Source organism: Rathayibacter sp. VKM Ac-2803, assembly GCF_009807175.1.
GTDB lineage: Bacteria > Actinomycetota > Actinomycetes > Actinomycetales > Microbacteriaceae > Rathayibacter.
In genome coordinates, this window is the sequence record NZ_WUCD01000001.1 from 729,531 (window position 1) to 743,695 (window position 14,165).

The following is a 14,165-nucleotide window of genomic DNA, read 5'->3' on the forward strand; positions in this document are numbered from 1 at the left end:
GCGGAGTCTGATGCGCGCGTTCCGCCGCGACTCCTCCGGTGCCGCCGTCGCCCGCTTCGACCGCGAGGAGGCGGGCATCCTCCGCCACCTCGCCGGCGAGATGCTCGAGCTGCTCGACCGCGGCGCCACCTCTGAGGAGGCGCGCTCCGACCCGGCACTCGCCCGGCTGCTGCCCGACGCCTACCGCGACGACGCCGAGGCGGCGGCGGAGTTCCGCCGCTTCACCGGCGCCGACCTGGCCGGCCGCAAGATGGACGACGCGCGCGCGATCACCGCGGCGCTCGACGCCGGCGACGGCTCGGGGCACGGTCGGATCTTCGCCGGGCTCGGCGAGGTCGCGGTCCGGCTCGAGCCCGGCCCGGCCCTCTCCTGGCTCCGCGCGCTCACCGACATGCGGCTCGCCCTCGCGGTGCGCCTCGGCATCGTCGACACCGACGACGTCGAGCCCGAGGGTGAGAACGCCGCCGCGATCCGCAGCGTCTACGACTGGCTGGGCAGCGTGCAGGACGGCCTGGTCCACGCCGTCGACGTCTGAGCCGGGCCGGCCGCAGGCTCGGCGGCGAGGGAACCCCGGGCCGACCAGGCCGCCCGCGCGGGTCGGCTCCCTCAGCGGTGCAGGGTTCCCCGGTGCACCTTGCTACCCCCGTCCACAGGTGTGGATAACCCTGTGGAGAGGTGTGGACAACCCGGTGACCACCGGTGCCCGGGTGGCGCCGCATCCGCCGCACAGCGCTGAGCACGGGGTGCAAGGGGGCTGTGCGGGGATGTGGAAACGGATACGGTCCAGCCTGTGAATACTCAGGCGGGACATCAGGCCAAGCGCACGGCGAACGAGGCGCAGGACTCGACGGCGGTGCGCACACTGGCGCGCTTCGGCTTCGCCGCGAACGGACTCGTGCACCTCCTCATCGGAGGCATCGCGCTCGGAGTCGCGCGCGGAGGCGGCGGCGAGGCCGACCAGACCGGCGCCCTCAGCGCCCTCGCCGCGCAGCCGGGCGGAGTCGTCGTGCTGTGGGTCTGCGCCATCGGCCTCCTCGGACTCGCTCTGTGGGGCGTCCTCGAGGTCTTCCTCGTCTCGCCCGGCGACAGCGCCGCCGAGACCTGGGGCAAGCGCGCGAAGGAGGCGGCCAAGGCGATCGTCTACGCCGCGCTGGGCGTCACGACCCTCCGCTTCGCGATGGGCGGCAGCTCGAGCTCGTCGCAGTCGTCCGAGAGCGCGAGCGCGCAGGTGCTCCAGGCGCCGGGCGGCGTGGTGCTCCTCGTGATCGTGGGACTCGCGATCCTCGTCGTGGGCGGCGTCTTCGTGTACCGCGGAGTCACCAAGAGGTTCCTGAAGAACATCGCGACGCCTGCGGGCACGACCGGCACGGTCGTCACCTGGCTCGGCATCGTCGGCTACGCGGCGAAGGGCGTCGTCCTCGCGGTCCTCGGGGTGCTCGTCATCCTCGCCGCGGTGCAGCACGACCCGTCCCAGGCGGGCGGGCTCGACGAGGCGCTGAAGTCGCTCGTCGAGCTGCCGTTCGGGGTGCCGCTGCTCAGCGGAGTCGCGGTCGGACTGATCGCGTACGGCGTGTTCTGCTTCGCGCGGGCGCGCTGGCCGCGCCTCTGACCTCTCCGGCGTGCAGAACCGAGGCGGAGGCGGGCGATCGACCCCGCAGCGCGGTCTCGGCCCCTCTCCTCCTCGGTTGTGAACGCGTCTCGACCCGGAGTCTCGGTGTCGTCACCCGATCGCGGGTGCTACCCGGGTCCGTCGATCTGCGCAAGCGGTCCCGCCGTCCTCGTCTCGGTGACACGCTGAGCAGGTGAGTGCAGAGATCGACGGGCAGAGCTGCCCGGCACCGGTCGAGGAGGCGTCGCGCCTCCTCCGGGCCGTGGCCTCGGGCGACCGAGCCGCGTTCGCCGAGCTCTACGACCGCTTCGCTCCGCTGTTCGCCGCCTCCGTCGCGACCGTGCACACCGACCCCACCGTTCGGGACCGGCTCTGCACCGAGGCGTTCACCGAGGTCTGGCGGCGCGCTCGAGACGGCGCCGCCTCCGATCGGCCCGTGCTCTGGCTGCTCGAGGTGCTCTGCGAGACGCTCGGCTCGGCGCGCGGCCTCGCCCGCCGCCCGCTCGGCGACGACGTGCTCGGCCTGAGCTGCCCCGACCGCGAGCTCCTCCTCCTCGCCGCAGCCGGCCGCTACACGCAGCCAGAGATCGCCGCGCTCACCGGGATCGGCGAGCCGCGACTCCGCGTGGTCCTCCGCGAGGCGCTGCGCACGCTCCGCGGCGGCGAGCTCCGCACGGCCTGAGTGCGCACCGGCGGGAATCGCGTCTCCGCCCGGGAATACAGCCACGCGCGGTAAAGTTGAGTCAGTCGAACTCAACTTTCGATCACCACGGAGGAGATCACCAGATGCAGGCCGGTCAGCAGGGCGAGCAGTCCGCCCTCGAGCAGTACGGCGTCGACCTCACAGCGATCGCGGCGAGCGGCAAGCTCGACCCGGTCATCGGTCGCGACGCCGAGATCCGGCGCGTCAGCCAGGTGCTCACGCGCCGCACCAAGAACAACCCCGTCCTCATCGGTGAGCCCGGCGTCGGCAAGACGGCCGTCGTCGAGGGCCTCGCCCAGCGGATCGTGGCGGGCGACGTCGCCGACAGCCTGAAGGACAAGCGCCTCGTCAGCCTCGACCTCTCGGCGCTGATCGCCGGCGCGAAGTACCGCGGCGAGTTCGAGGAGCGCCTCAAGGCCGTCCTGAAGGAGATCAACGACTCCGACGGCCGCATCATCACCTTCATCGACGAGCTGCACACCCTGATGGGCGCGGGCGGCGGCGACGGCTCGGTCGCGGCGGCGAACATGCTCAAGCCGATGCTGGCGCGCGGTGAGCTGCGGATGATCGGCGCGACCACCCTCGACGAGTACCGCCAGTACATCGAGAAGGACGCGGCCCTCGAGCGCCGGTTCCAGCAGGTGTTCGTCGGCGAGCCGACCGTCGAGGACACGGTCGCGATCCTCCGCGGGCTCAAGGAGCGCTACGAGGCGCACCACAAGGTCGCCATCGCGGATGCCGCGCTCGTGGCCGCCGCGTCGCTCTCGAACCGCTACATCACCGCCCGCCAGCTGCCCGACAAGGCCATCGACCTCATCGACGAGGCCGCGTCGCGTCTGCGGATGGAGATCGACTCCGCACCGGTCGAGATCGACGAGCTGCGCCGCTCCGTCGACCGGCTGAAGCTCGAGGAGCTCGCGCTGAAGAAGGAGAAGGACGAGGCCTCGAAGGCGCGACTCGAGAAGCTGCGCGAGGATCTCGCCCGCCGCGGCGCCCAGCTCGACGAGCTGCAGCAGCGCTGGGAGCGCGAGCGCGCCTCCCTCAACCGCGTCGGCGACCTCAAGAACAAGCTCGACGCCCTGCGGATCGAGGCCGAGCGCGCCCAGCGCGAGGGCAAGCTCGAGCGCGCCTCCCGTCTGCTCTACGGCGACATCCCGGTGATCGAGCGCGAGCTCGCCGCCGCCGAGAAGGAGGAGGAGCCCGTCGAGGGCCGCATGGTCAACGAGCAGGTGACGGCCGATGACATCGCCGCCGTCATCGCCGCGTGGACCGGCATCCCCGTCGGCCGCCTCCTGCAGGGCGAGACCGAGAAGCTGCTGCACCTCGAGACCGAGCTGCACCGCCGCCTCATCGGGCAGAACGAGGCGGTGTCCGCGGTGTCGGACGCGGTCCGCCGCACCCGAGCGGGCATCTCGGACCCCGACCGGCCCACCGGCTCCTTCCTGTTCCTCGGCCCGACGGGTGTCGGCAAGACCGAGCTGGCGAAGGCGCTCGCCGACCACCTCTTCGACGACGAGAAGGCGATGGTGCGCATCGACATGTCCGAGTACGGCGAGAAGTTCGCCGTCTCGCGGCTCGTCGGCGCCCCTCCCGGCTACATCGGCTACGAGCAGGGCGGTCAGCTGACGGAGGCGGTGCGGCGCCGCCCGTACTCGGTGGTGCTGCTCGACGAGGTCGAGAAGGCGCACCCCGAGGTGTTCGACATCCTGCTGCAGGTGCTCGACGACGGCCGGCTGACGGACGGGCAGGGGCGGACGGTCGACTTCCGCAACACGATCCTGATCCTCACCTCGAACCTCGGCTCGCAGTTCCTGATCGACCCGACCCTGTCGCGGTCGCAGAAGGAGGAGGCGGTGCAGCAGATGGTGCGCCAGGCCTTCAAGCCCGAGTTCGTGAACCGCCTCGACGACATCGTGATCTTCCAGGCGCTCGACCGCACAGAGCTCGGCGAGATCGTGTCGCTCTACGTCGACCGGCTCTCGTGCCGCCTGGGGGAGCGGCGGCTCGAGCTCGCGGTGACGCCCGCCGCGCGCGGGTGGCTGGCCGAGCGCGGCTACGACCCGCAGTACGGGGCGAGGCCGCTGCGCCGCCTGATGCAGCACGAGATCGACGACAAGCTGGCGACGGCGCTGCTCGACGGCTCGATCCGCGACGGCGACGTGGTGCTGGTCGAGGTCGCCGACGACGGCGACGCGCTCACGGTGTCGGCCGGGCTGGCCGCCGCGGCGTAGGCCGCCGGCTCCGCCCGTTCCTCAGAAGTTGCGGTAGTCGCGCTCGACTACCGCAACTCTCGAGTACTCGGCGTACCTGCGGACTCGACGGGGCGGCGCTCCTCCACAGGGCGGGGGAGGAGGCGATCCGTCCACAGCTGCGAGGATCCGCGGATCGGCGGGGAGCGCGGGTCGGTAGCGTCGCGCCCATGCCTCCTCCTCTCGTGCCGCCCGCGAGTCCCCGCATGGCCGATCTCGCTCCCGAGCAGCGCCCGCGCGAGCGGCTGCGCGCCCACGGAGCCGCATCGCTGACCGACGCGGAGACCCTCGCGATCCTGATCGGCACCGGCGTCAGAGGGGCCAACGCGACCGTCGTCGCCCAGCAGCTCCTCGCGCGCTTCGGCGGCATCGACGCTGTCTCGCGGGCCGGGGTCGCCGATCTCGTCCGTCATCGCGGCATCGGCGAGGTCGCCGCCTGCCGCATCGTCGCCTCCTTCGAGCTGCGGCGGAGGATGAACCGCGTCGGCCGCACCGCCCGCGTCCTCGACGCCGCGACCCTCGCCGCCCTCGTGACGCCCCTTCTCGCCGCCCGCCCCGCCGAGACGGTCCTCGCCGTCGCGCTCACCGAGGCCGGCGCCGTGCGCGACGTGCTGACCCTCGCCGACGGGCCGCCCGCGCACGCCGACCTCCCCGTCTCCGGCGTGCTCGCCGAGGTCCTCGCGCGGGGCGCCGCCACCGTCGCGCTCGCGCACTCGCACCCGGGCGAAGCCCACGTGCTGCCGTCCGACCGCGCGGCGACCCGCGCCCTGATCGAGGGGGCGGAGGCGTGCGGCCTGCGCTTCCTCGCGCACGTCGTCGTCGGCAGCGACGGCTGGGAGGAGGCGCCCCCGTGAGCGCCGCCGCAGCCCCGCCCTCGTCCGTCGCCCCTCCGGCGTAGCGTGGAGGCACCCCATCCACCTCTCCGACCAGGGAGTCCCCATGCGAGCAACACTCATCCACGGCGAGCGCGACATCCGACTCGAGGAGGTCCCCGACCCCGTGCTCTCGACCGGGCGCGACGCGATCGTGCGCGTCACGGCGGCGTGCGTCTGCGGCTCCGACCTGTGGCCCTATCGCGGCGTGACCCCGACGAAGGAGGCGCACCGCATCGGCCACGAGTTCGTCGGAGTCGTCGAGTCGGTCGGCGACGACGTGCACGACATCGCCCCGGGCGACTTCGTCATCGCGCCGTTCTACATCTGCGACGGCACCTGCGCCAACTGCGCCAACGGCGTCTCCACCTCGTGCCTGACCGGCGGCTGGTGGGGCACCGAGGTCGGCGAGCAGGGCTTCGCCGACGGCGCACAGGGCGAGAAGGTGCGCGTTCCGCTCGCCGACGGCACGCTCTTCCGCGTCGGGACCGATCCCGACCCGGCCCTCATCCCCAGCCTGCTGACGCTCGCCGACGTGATGGGCACCGGTCACCACGCCGCCGTCTCGGCCGGAGTCTCGGCGGGCTCGACCGTCGCGGTCGTCGGCGACGGAGCGGTCGGCCTCTGCGCCGTGCTCGCCGCGAAGCGCCTCGGCGCGACCACGATCATCGCGATGTCGCGGCACGCCTCCCGGCAGGCCCTCGCCACGCGCTTCGGAGCGACCCACATCGTCGACACCCGCGGCGACGAGGGCGTCGCGGCCGTCCGCGAGCTCACCGGCGGCATCGGCGCCGACTGCGTCCTCGAGTGCGTCGGCACCAAGGAGTCGATGCAGCAGGCCCTCGACTCCGCCCGCCCCGGCGGCATGGTCGGCTACGTCGGCGTCCCCAACGGCGGCCCCGAGCTGCCCGTGCGCCAGATGTTCGGCTCGAACGTCGGCGTCAACGGAGGCGTCGCGCCCGTCCGCGGCTACATGGCCGAGCTCCTCCCCGACGTGCTGAGCGGCGCGATCGAGCCGGGCCTCGTCTTCGACCTCGAGCTGCCCCTCGACGAGATCGCGGAGGCGTACGCCGCCATGGACGAGCGCCGCGCCATCAAGACGCTCGTCCGCCCGTAGCCTGCCCCGCAGGGGCGTATCGAGCGCCGTGCCATCCCGACCCTCGTGCGCCCGAGCACGCTGGTCGAGTAGCCCCGCAGGGACGTATCGAGACCCGCCCGCTTCAGACGGGTGGTCTGCACGCCGCGCCTTCCGACGCCGGTGGATCTCGATACGCCCGCTGCGCGGGCCACTCGATCGGTGAGGGGGAGCCGCGCCCCGCAGCCCACGTCATCAGAACGTGCCCCGCGGGAAACGCCGCCGAAACAGGCGGCGTCTACCGTCGGACACGACCCGGCTGCGGCCGGGTTCTTCTCGAGGCAGTTTCGCTACAACATCGCATAACTCCGCCGACCGCGCGGATCGCGTGCGACTCCTCCCTCCACTTCCGCTACGAAGTAGCACAACAACAGGAGCCCTCATGACGCGCACCGCCCCGCACCGCTCCCGCCTCCTCCTCACCGGCGGCGTCCTCGCCGTCACCGCCCTCGCGCTCGCCGGCTGCGGCCGCGGCTCCGACTCCGGTGCCGCCGCCTCCGCCGACCTCACCGTCGACGACTCCGCCGCCACCGGCACCGTCACCCTCTGGGCCCCCGACGGCGACGCGAAGCAGCTCGACACCGTCCTCGCCGACTACGAGGCCGAGAACCCCGACCTCGATCTCGAGGTGACCCTGGTGCCCTCCGACGAGTACAACACCAAGCTGCAGACCGCCGTCGCCGCCGGCACCGCGCCCGACATCGCGTTCCTCTACACCGAGGCGCAGACGCAGTTCCTCGCCTCCGACGCCTTCGCCCCCGTGCCCGACGACCTGGTCGATTCCGACAGCTTCTTCGAGGGCTCCTGGGACGCCGGCGAGTACGACGGCACCACCTACTCGGTGCCCTGGTACGCCTACACGCGCGTCCTGATCTACCGCTCCGACTTCGCGGAGGCCGGCGGAGTCACCGCCCCGACCACCTGGGACGAGACGCTCCCGTTCTTCCAGGGCCTCGAGGCCGGCGGCGCCGAGTCGGGCTACGGCGCCGACGTCGGCTGGGACACCTACAACGGCCAGACCCTCGCGACCTTCGCGCACCAGGCGGGCGCCGACCTGCTCAGCGACGACGGCTCGGAGTGGCAGCTCGACAGCCCCGAGATGATCGCGGCGGCCGAGTTCAACGCCTCCTTCTTCTCCTCCGGCGTCTCCTCGCCCGACACCCCGCAGTTCCTCGACGCGCAGCCCTACCTCGTCTCGGGGCAGACCGGCTCGATGATCAGCGGCCCGTGGGTCGTGGCGACGCTCGACGACACCGCCGCGGAGGAGGGCTGGACCACCTCGCACATCGCGACCGCCGTGCTCCCGGCCGGACCCGACAGCGGGTCGGGCCAGCTCGCCGGCGGCAGCTGGGGCGTGACCGCCGCCTCCGACAACGCGAGCTCGGCCTGGAAGGTCGTGCGCGAGATGGCGCAGGAGGACACCCAGGTCGCGCAGTACGCGGCCGCCGGCAGCATGCCCGCCGTCGTCGACGCGTGGAGCGACCCCTCGATCGCCGACCAGCCGCTGCTCACCGCCTTCTTCACCCAGCTCCAGGACGTCGAGCCGCTGCCCGCCGTCACCACGTGGACCCAGGTCTCCACGGTCCTCGGCCAGGAGATGGAGAAGGTCGCCCGCGGCAAGGAGACGGCCGCCGACGCGATGGCCGCCGCCCAGCAGCAGGCCGCCTCGATCGGCACGGAGTGACCGCGTGGCTGTGACCGCACTCGCCGGCAAGCCCGTCGCACGGCAGCGGCACGGCCGGCACACCGGCATCGCCTGGCTGTTCCTCGCGCCCTTCGCGGTGATCTTCGGAGTCTTCACCGCGATCCCGGTGATCGCGTCGCTCGCGATGAGCGTCACCGACATCCGCGGCGCCGACCTGCAGCAGCCGTTCGGCGTCGACTTCACGGGTCTCGAGAACTACGCGGTGCTGCTGGGCGACGCGGCGTTCCTCCGCTCGGTGGCGAACACTCTGTACTTCGTCGTCATCGGGGTGCCGGTGACGATGGCGGTCGGCTTCGTGCTGGCTCTGGCGCTCGACACGGGCATCCGGAGGCTGCGCGGCGTCTTCCGCGCGCTGTTCTACGCCCCGGTCGTCACCAACATCGTCTCGGTGGCGCTGATCTGGCAGTACGCGTTCAACCAGAACGGCACGATCAACGAGTTCCTCGGAGCGATCGGGTTCGCCGGCCCCAACTGGCTCGGCGACGAGAACCTCGCGATGCCGGTCGTCATCCTCCTCGGGATCTGGCGCAACTTCGGCACCGCGATGCTGCTCTTCCTCGCCGGCCTGCAGTCGGTCCCCGAGGACGTGCACGAGGCGGCCTCCCTCGACGGGGCCGGGCCCTGGCGCCGGCTGGTGTCGATCACCGTGCCGCTGCTGATGCCCACGACGCTGCTCGTCTCGGTGCTGCTCTCGGTGTTCTTCCTCCAGGTGTTCGACGAGCCCTACCTGCTCACCGGAGGCGGTCCGCTCGGCTCCACGGAGTCGATGGCGCTGTACACCTACCACCAGTTCGGCTTCGGCAACATCGGCGTCTCCTCCGCCGCGTCGTTCCTCCTCCTGCTCATCGTCGCGCTCGTCAGCGTGCTGCAGTTCCGTCTGCTGAGGTCCCGCTCATGACCGTCACCGCCCCTCCTCTCGCTCCCGTCTCGCCGCCGCCGCGGATCGAGCCGGAGCCCCCCTCGCGCACCCGCGCCTCGTCCGACCTCCTCCGCCGGGCCGTGCTCTACCCGGTGCTGACGGTGCTCGCCGTGATCACCCTCCTGCCGTTCGTCTGGGTCTTCTCGGGATCGCTGCGCACCACCGCCGACATCAGCGCGAACCCCGGCGCATGGCTCCCGACCGAGGCGACGCTCGAGAACTTCGGGCGGCTGTTCTCGCAGGCAGGCTTCACCGGATACCTCGGCAACAGCCTCGTGGTCGCCGGGATCGTGGTGGCGGGCAACCTCGTCGCCGCGGCGGCCGCGGGGTACGCGCTGGCCAAGCTCGACTTCGCGGGCAGGCGGGCCGCGACGATCGCCGTGCTGATCGCACTGATGATGCCGTTCTCGGCGGTCTTCGTGCCGCAGTTCGTGGTCACGGTGCGGCTCGGCCTCGTGAACACGCTCGCGGGCATCGCCCTGCCCTCGCTCGTGCTGCCGATCTCGATCTTCATCGTGCGGCAGTTCGCCGAGAGCATCCCGGAGGAGCTGCTCGAGGCCGCGCGGATCGACGGCGCGAGCGAGCTGCGGATCTTCGCCCAGGTGTTCCTTCCGCTGGCCGGACCCGCCCTTGCGACGGTCACGATCATGTCGTTCCTGGCGGCGTGGAACAACTTCATCTGGCCGCTGCTCGTGGCCCAGAACGCCTCGACCTACACCCTCCCGGTCGGGCTCGCGGCGACCAGCCAGGCCTCGCAGAACGTCACCGACTACGGGCTCGTGCTGGCCGGTGCGGTGGTGGTGATGCTGCCGGTGCTGGTGCTCTTCCTGCTCCTGCAGCGCTACTTCGTGCAGGGTATCGTCGCGACGGGCCTCAAGTGACGGGCAACGGAGTGACGGGCACCGGAGTGATCGGCGCCGAAGGGGCAGTGGGCATGGACATCTCGGTGGAGGCGCCCTGCGGCGCAGTGGTCGGTCGCATCGAGGGAGGCATCGCCCGGTTCCTCGGCGTGCCGTTCGCCGAGGCGCCAACGGGGGAGCTCCGGTTCCGCGCCCCCGAGCCGCGCGCCCGCTTCGCCGAGCCGTTCGACGCCTCCGCCTACGGAGCCACGCCGCAGCGCGGGCGCCCGTTCGAGTTCACGACGATCCCCGAGCACTCGATCCCGGGCGCCGACACGCTGACCCTCAACGTCGTCGCGCCCGTCGGCGCCTCCTCCCTCCCCGTCCTCGTCTACCTGCACGGCGGCGGCTACGTCACCGGAGCGGCCTCCAGCGACTGGCACGACGGCTCGGCGTTCGCGCGCGACGGCGTGATCGTCGTCACGGCCGCCTACCGGCTCGGCGTCGACGGCTTCGCGGTGATCGAGGGCGACGCGAACCGCGCGGTCCGCGACTGGCTCGCGGCGCTGCGCTGGGTGCAGGCGAACATCGCGGCGTTCGGAGGGGATCCCTCCGGCGTCACGATCGCCGGCCAGTCGGCGGGCGGCGGGGCGGTGCTCACGCTGCTCGGCTGCGCCGAGGCGCAGCCGCTGTTCGCCCGCGCCGTGGCGATCTCGCCGACCGATCGCAGCGTGCCGCTCGCGGAGGCGTCCGCGCAGGTCTCTGCCTTCGCTCTCGGACTCGGCGTCGCACCGGACCGCGCGGGGTTCGCCTCCCTCGACCCCGACGAGCTCTCGGAGACCGCCGCCCGCACGATGATGCCGGGGGCCTCGATCGTCTTCGCGCCGGTGACCGGCGACGACCTGCTGCCCGAGCCCGTCGCGACGGCCACCGCTCTGGCGGGGCGCGACAAGCCCCTCCTGATCGGCGCGACCGCCGACGAGTTCGACACTCCGCGGATCGAGCGCGACGCCGACGCGCCGCCGCGGGCCACCGACCTGCTCTTCCGCCGCGCGGTCGTGCAGGCCGCGCGCAACCGCGCCGACGGCCCCGCGCCCACCTGGCTGTACGCGTTCGACTGGGTCTCGCCCGCGGTCGGCGGTGCCGGGCACTGCCTCGACCTGCCCTTCTTCTTCGACCACCTCGACGCGGAGGCGACCACCCGGGTCCTCGGCGACGCGCCCCCCGCGGCGCTCGCCGCCACCATGCACCGCGAGCTCGTCGCGTTCGTCAGCGGCGCGGACCCGGCCTGGCCGCCCGCCCGCGGCGAGGCCGGCGACTCCGCCCGCGTCTACGACGTCGAGCCGGCCGTCGTCGCCGGCCGCTTCGACGACGTCCTGCCCCTGGTCGGTGAGCACCGATGAGGGCCGGGGTCGCCCCGAGCACGCTCCGCCGGCTCAACTCCGGCGTCGTCCTGCGCGCGCTCGCCGAGCACGACGAGCCGGTGACCATGGCCGTGCTGGTGCGCGAGGTCGCCCTCTCGCGGCGGACCGTCGAGCTGATCCTGGCGCGCCTGTGCGAAGAGGGCTGGGTCGACGAGACGGCTCCGGATCCGGCCAGGTCCGACGTCGGCCGCCCGCCGCGCACCTTCCGCTTCCGCGCCGACCGCGCGCTCGTCGCAGCGGTGCGGATCGACACCGACTTCGCCTCCGCGGTGGTCTGCGACATCCGCGGCCGCATCCTCGGGCGCTCGCTGCGGGCGCTCCACGACTACCTCTCGCCCGAGGCCGCCGTCGACGACGCGGTCCTCGCGGTCGAGGAGGCGGTCGCCGCGTCGGGACTGCCCCGCGAGCGGATCCACGCCGGCGCGGTCGCCGCCGGTGGCGCGATCGACGAGGACGGTGTCGTCCGGCGCCTCGTCAACTCGCCGCGCTGGAACGGCTTCGCGCTCGCCGATGCCCTCTCCGAGCGCCTCGGCGTCCCCGTCTTCGCCGACAACGACGCCAACCTGGCGGCGCTGGCCGAGCGCTGGCGCGGTGTCGCCGCCGACTCCGCCGCCTTCGCCTGGTGCATCCTCGGGAACCGCACCGGCGTGGGCCTGGTCATCGGCGGCGCGGTGCACCGCGGCTTCCGCGGGGCCGCGGGCGAGCTCGTCGAGGCGGGCGCCCTCGCGACGGGGCGGATGGAGAACACTCCGTTCGGACTGCTGACCTCGCCGCAGCGCTCCGAGCGCGAGCGCGCGCTCCGCTCGGTCGAGGCCGCCCGCGCCGGAGACCCCGAGGCGCTGCGCGAGCTCGACGCCTTCGTCGCCCACCTCGCCGAGCTGCTGTCGACCCTCGCGTGGACGGTCGCGCCCGACCTCTTCGTGCTCGGCGGCGGGCTCGAGGAGGCGGACGACCTCCTCCGCCCGCGCGTCACCGCGTCGATGCGCGGTCTCGGCACCCTCGACGTCGCCGTGCGGTCGACCGTGCTCGGCGCCGACGCCCCGCTGATCGGAGCGGTGAAGTTCGTGCTCGACCGCATGGACGTCGCCTTCTTCGGCCCCACCCTCGCCGCGCCGCCCATCCGGCCGCGCGTCGCCGTCTGACCCCGGCCCACCGGCCCGCTAGGAGAACCGTGTCCGACTCCCTCGACGTCCTCATCATCGGCAGCGGCCTCATGGGCGCCGCCGTCGCCCGGGGCCTGCGCGACGCCGATCCCGCCGTCTCGATCCTCATGGTCGACGGCGGGCCCGCCGCGGGCTCGGTTCCCGGCCTCCATCTGCACGACAGCGAGGAGCCCGAGATCTGGAGCCGCTACAACCGGCAGATCGCGACCGGGGTGCAGGGTCTGTACACCGGGGCCGACGTGACTCCGGACATCACCGACGAGCTCCGCTCCGTCGAGCCCGGCATGTACAACCTGTCGGCGATGGGAGGCGACGCCGGCGCCATGCCCGCGAGCGCGGTCGCGTGGAACGTCGGCGGGATGGGCGTGCACTGGACGGCCGCCACTCCGCGGCCCGCGGGCGGCGAGGTGTTCGACGACGGCGACCCCGCGCAGTGGGCCGCCGACCTCGCGCGCGCCGAGCAGCTGCTCGACGTGCACGACTCCCCGCTCGGACCGACCGGCCCGGGGCGGGTGGTGCTCGACGTGCTCGAGGACGTCTTCGGGTCGGTGAGCGCCCCCGGTCGTCACCCGCAGCCGATGCCGATGGCCGTCGCCGGGAATCCGACCGGCCCGCTGGCCCGCACCGGCCCCAACCGCGTCTTCCCGCCGATCGCGAGCGGAGGCGACGACGCCTTCGAGCTGCGCGCCGGCACGCTCGCGGTGGCGGTGCGCCACGAGGACGGACGTGCGGTCGGTGCCCGGGTGCGCGAGATCGCGACCGGCCGCGAGTACGACATCGACACGCGAGTGACGATCGTCTGCGCCGACGTCGTCCGCACCCCGCAGCTGCTCTTCGCGTCGGGTATCCGTCCGGAGGCGCTCGGGCGCTTCCTCAACGAGCACGCGTTCGTGACCGCGCGAGTGGTGATGGACCTCGAGCGCTTCGGCCTCGACGCCGCGGGGCTGCCGATGCTGCGCGAGGGCGAGTTCGCCACCGACTCGCTCTGGCTGCCGCAGAACGGCGACGCACAGCCCTTCCACGGGCAGATCATGAACACGGTGTTCCTCGACGAGGACCGCACCCCGTTCGCCTACTCGGTCGGCCTCTCCTTCTACACGCCGGTGGAGTCGCGACCCGAGAACCGGCTGGTGTTCTCGGAGCACGAGACCGACGTGACGGGGATGCCGCGCCTCCGCGTGGACTTCGACTACACCGACCGCGACCTCGCGCTGATCGAGGACGCCCGCGAGCGGATCCGCACCGTCGCCGAGCGCTTCGGCTCGTTCGACCCCGAGACGGAGTGCGTCGTGCTCGCGCCCGGGTCCTCGCTCCACCTCACCGGCACGGTCCGCTCGGGCGCGGTGGACGACGGCACCAGCGTCTGCGACCCGTCGGGCCGGGTGTGGGGCGTCGAGGGGCTCTACCTCGCCGGGACGGGCGTGATCCCGACCCCCGTCGTCTGCAACGCGACGCTGACCGGGACGATCACCGCCGTGCGGGCGACCCGCGCGGTGCTGGCCGCGCTGGAGGGCGCGCGCGTGTGAGCGCCCCCGTGCGGTCTGCAG

General features: G+C 73.0%; 12 protein-coding genes. All 12 read left to right on the top strand.

Translation table 11 applies throughout. The features are described 5' to 3' along the window. The first annotated feature begins 10 nt into the window (after positions 1-10). The 12 genes from GRS96_RS03370 (at position 11) to GRS96_RS03425 (ending at position 14,144) form a co-directional block, all read left to right on the top strand. Positions 11-535: a DUF2017 domain-containing protein gene (locus GRS96_RS03370; RefSeq protein ID WP_159987718.1), complete on the top strand. Its 525-nt coding sequence runs from the start codon at positions 11-13 to the stop codon at positions 533-535. A 255-nt stretch (positions 536-790) separates the two neighbouring features. Continuing rightward, complete coding sequence (locus tag GRS96_RS03375; protein ID WP_159855872.1) at positions 791-1,609, top strand: DUF1206 domain-containing protein; 819 nt, start codon at positions 791-793, stop codon at positions 1,607-1,609. Positions 1,610-1,802: 193 nt separating this feature from the next. Then, positions 1,803-2,291: a hypothetical protein gene (locus tag GRS96_RS03380; protein WP_159855870.1), complete on the top strand. Its 489-nt coding sequence runs from the start codon at positions 1,803-1,805 to the stop codon at positions 2,289-2,291. 104 nt (positions 2,292-2,395) lie between these two features. Beyond that, positions 2,396-4,543 (top strand): ATP-dependent Clp protease ATP-binding subunit, encoded by a 2,148-nt coding sequence (locus GRS96_RS03385; protein WP_159987719.1) that lies wholly within the window; start codon positions 2,396-2,398, stop codon positions 4,541-4,543. A 188-nt stretch (positions 4,544-4,731) separates the two neighbouring features. Beyond that, positions 4,732-5,415 (top strand): JAB domain-containing protein, encoded by a 684-nt coding sequence (locus GRS96_RS03390; RefSeq protein WP_159987720.1) that lies wholly within the window; start codon positions 4,732-4,734, stop codon positions 5,413-5,415. Between the two features lie 85 nt (positions 5,416-5,500). Then, entirely contained in the window at positions 5,501-6,550 is a 1,050-nt protein-coding gene (locus tag GRS96_RS03395) for a zinc-dependent alcohol dehydrogenase family protein (protein WP_159855864.1), read from the top strand. A 400-nt stretch (positions 6,551-6,950) separates the two neighbouring features. Next, the gene (locus tag GRS96_RS03400; RefSeq protein WP_159987721.1) at positions 6,951-8,252 is read left to right on the top strand and encodes an extracellular solute-binding protein; all 1,302 of its coding nucleotides are present in this window, start codon (positions 6,951-6,953) and stop codon (positions 8,250-8,252) included. Between the two features lie 4 nt (positions 8,253-8,256). Further along, on the top strand, positions 8,257-9,171 hold the full coding sequence (locus GRS96_RS03405; protein ID WP_327437436.1) for a carbohydrate ABC transporter permease: 915 nt from the start codon (positions 8,257-8,259) through the stop codon (positions 9,169-9,171). Then, entirely contained in the window at positions 9,168-10,073 is a 906-nt protein-coding gene (locus GRS96_RS03410; protein WP_159987722.1) for a carbohydrate ABC transporter permease, read from the top strand. Before GRS96_RS03405 ends, GRS96_RS03410 begins: the two co-directional genes overlap by 4 nt. After that, positions 10,070-11,434, top strand: a complete 1,365-nt coding sequence (locus GRS96_RS03415; protein WP_159987723.1) for a carboxylesterase family protein — start codon at positions 10,070-10,072, stop codon at positions 11,432-11,434. Before GRS96_RS03410 ends, GRS96_RS03415 begins: the two co-directional genes overlap by 4 nt. Further along, positions 11,431-12,597, top strand: coding sequence for an ROK family transcriptional regulator (locus tag GRS96_RS03420; protein ID WP_159855856.1), 1,167 nt, complete (start codon positions 11,431-11,433; stop codon positions 12,595-12,597). The genes GRS96_RS03415 and GRS96_RS03420 overlap by 4 nt, the downstream gene beginning before the upstream one ends. Before the next feature lie 29 nt (positions 12,598-12,626). Continuing rightward, positions 12,627-14,144: a GMC oxidoreductase gene (locus GRS96_RS03425; RefSeq protein ID WP_204162024.1), complete on the top strand. Its 1,518-nt coding sequence runs from the start codon at positions 12,627-12,629 to the stop codon at positions 14,142-14,144. Positions 14,145-14,165: the final 21 nt, after the last annotated feature.

Coding starts and splice junctions, on each gene's coding strand:
- GRS96_RS03370 (WP_159987718.1), top strand. CDS start 11: ATGCGCGCGTTCCGCCGCGACTCCTCCGGTGCCGCCGTCGCCCGCTTC.
- GRS96_RS03385 (WP_159987719.1), top strand. CDS start 2,396: ATGCAGGCCGGTCAGCAGGGCGAGCAGTCCGCCCTCGAGCAGTACGGC.
- GRS96_RS03390 (WP_159987720.1), top strand. CDS start 4,732: ATGCCTCCTCCTCTCGTGCCGCCCGCGAGTCCCCGCATGGCCGATCTC.
- GRS96_RS03395 (WP_159855864.1), top strand. CDS start 5,501: ATGCGAGCAACACTCATCCACGGCGAGCGCGACATCCGACTCGAGGAG.
- GRS96_RS03400 (WP_159987721.1), top strand. CDS start 6,951: ATGACGCGCACCGCCCCGCACCGCTCCCGCCTCCTCCTCACCGGCGGC.
- GRS96_RS03410 (WP_159987722.1), top strand. CDS start 9,168: ATGACCGTCACCGCCCCTCCTCTCGCTCCCGTCTCGCCGCCGCCGCGG.
- GRS96_RS03420 (WP_159855856.1), top strand. CDS start 11,431: ATGAGGGCCGGGGTCGCCCCGAGCACGCTCCGCCGGCTCAACTCCGGC.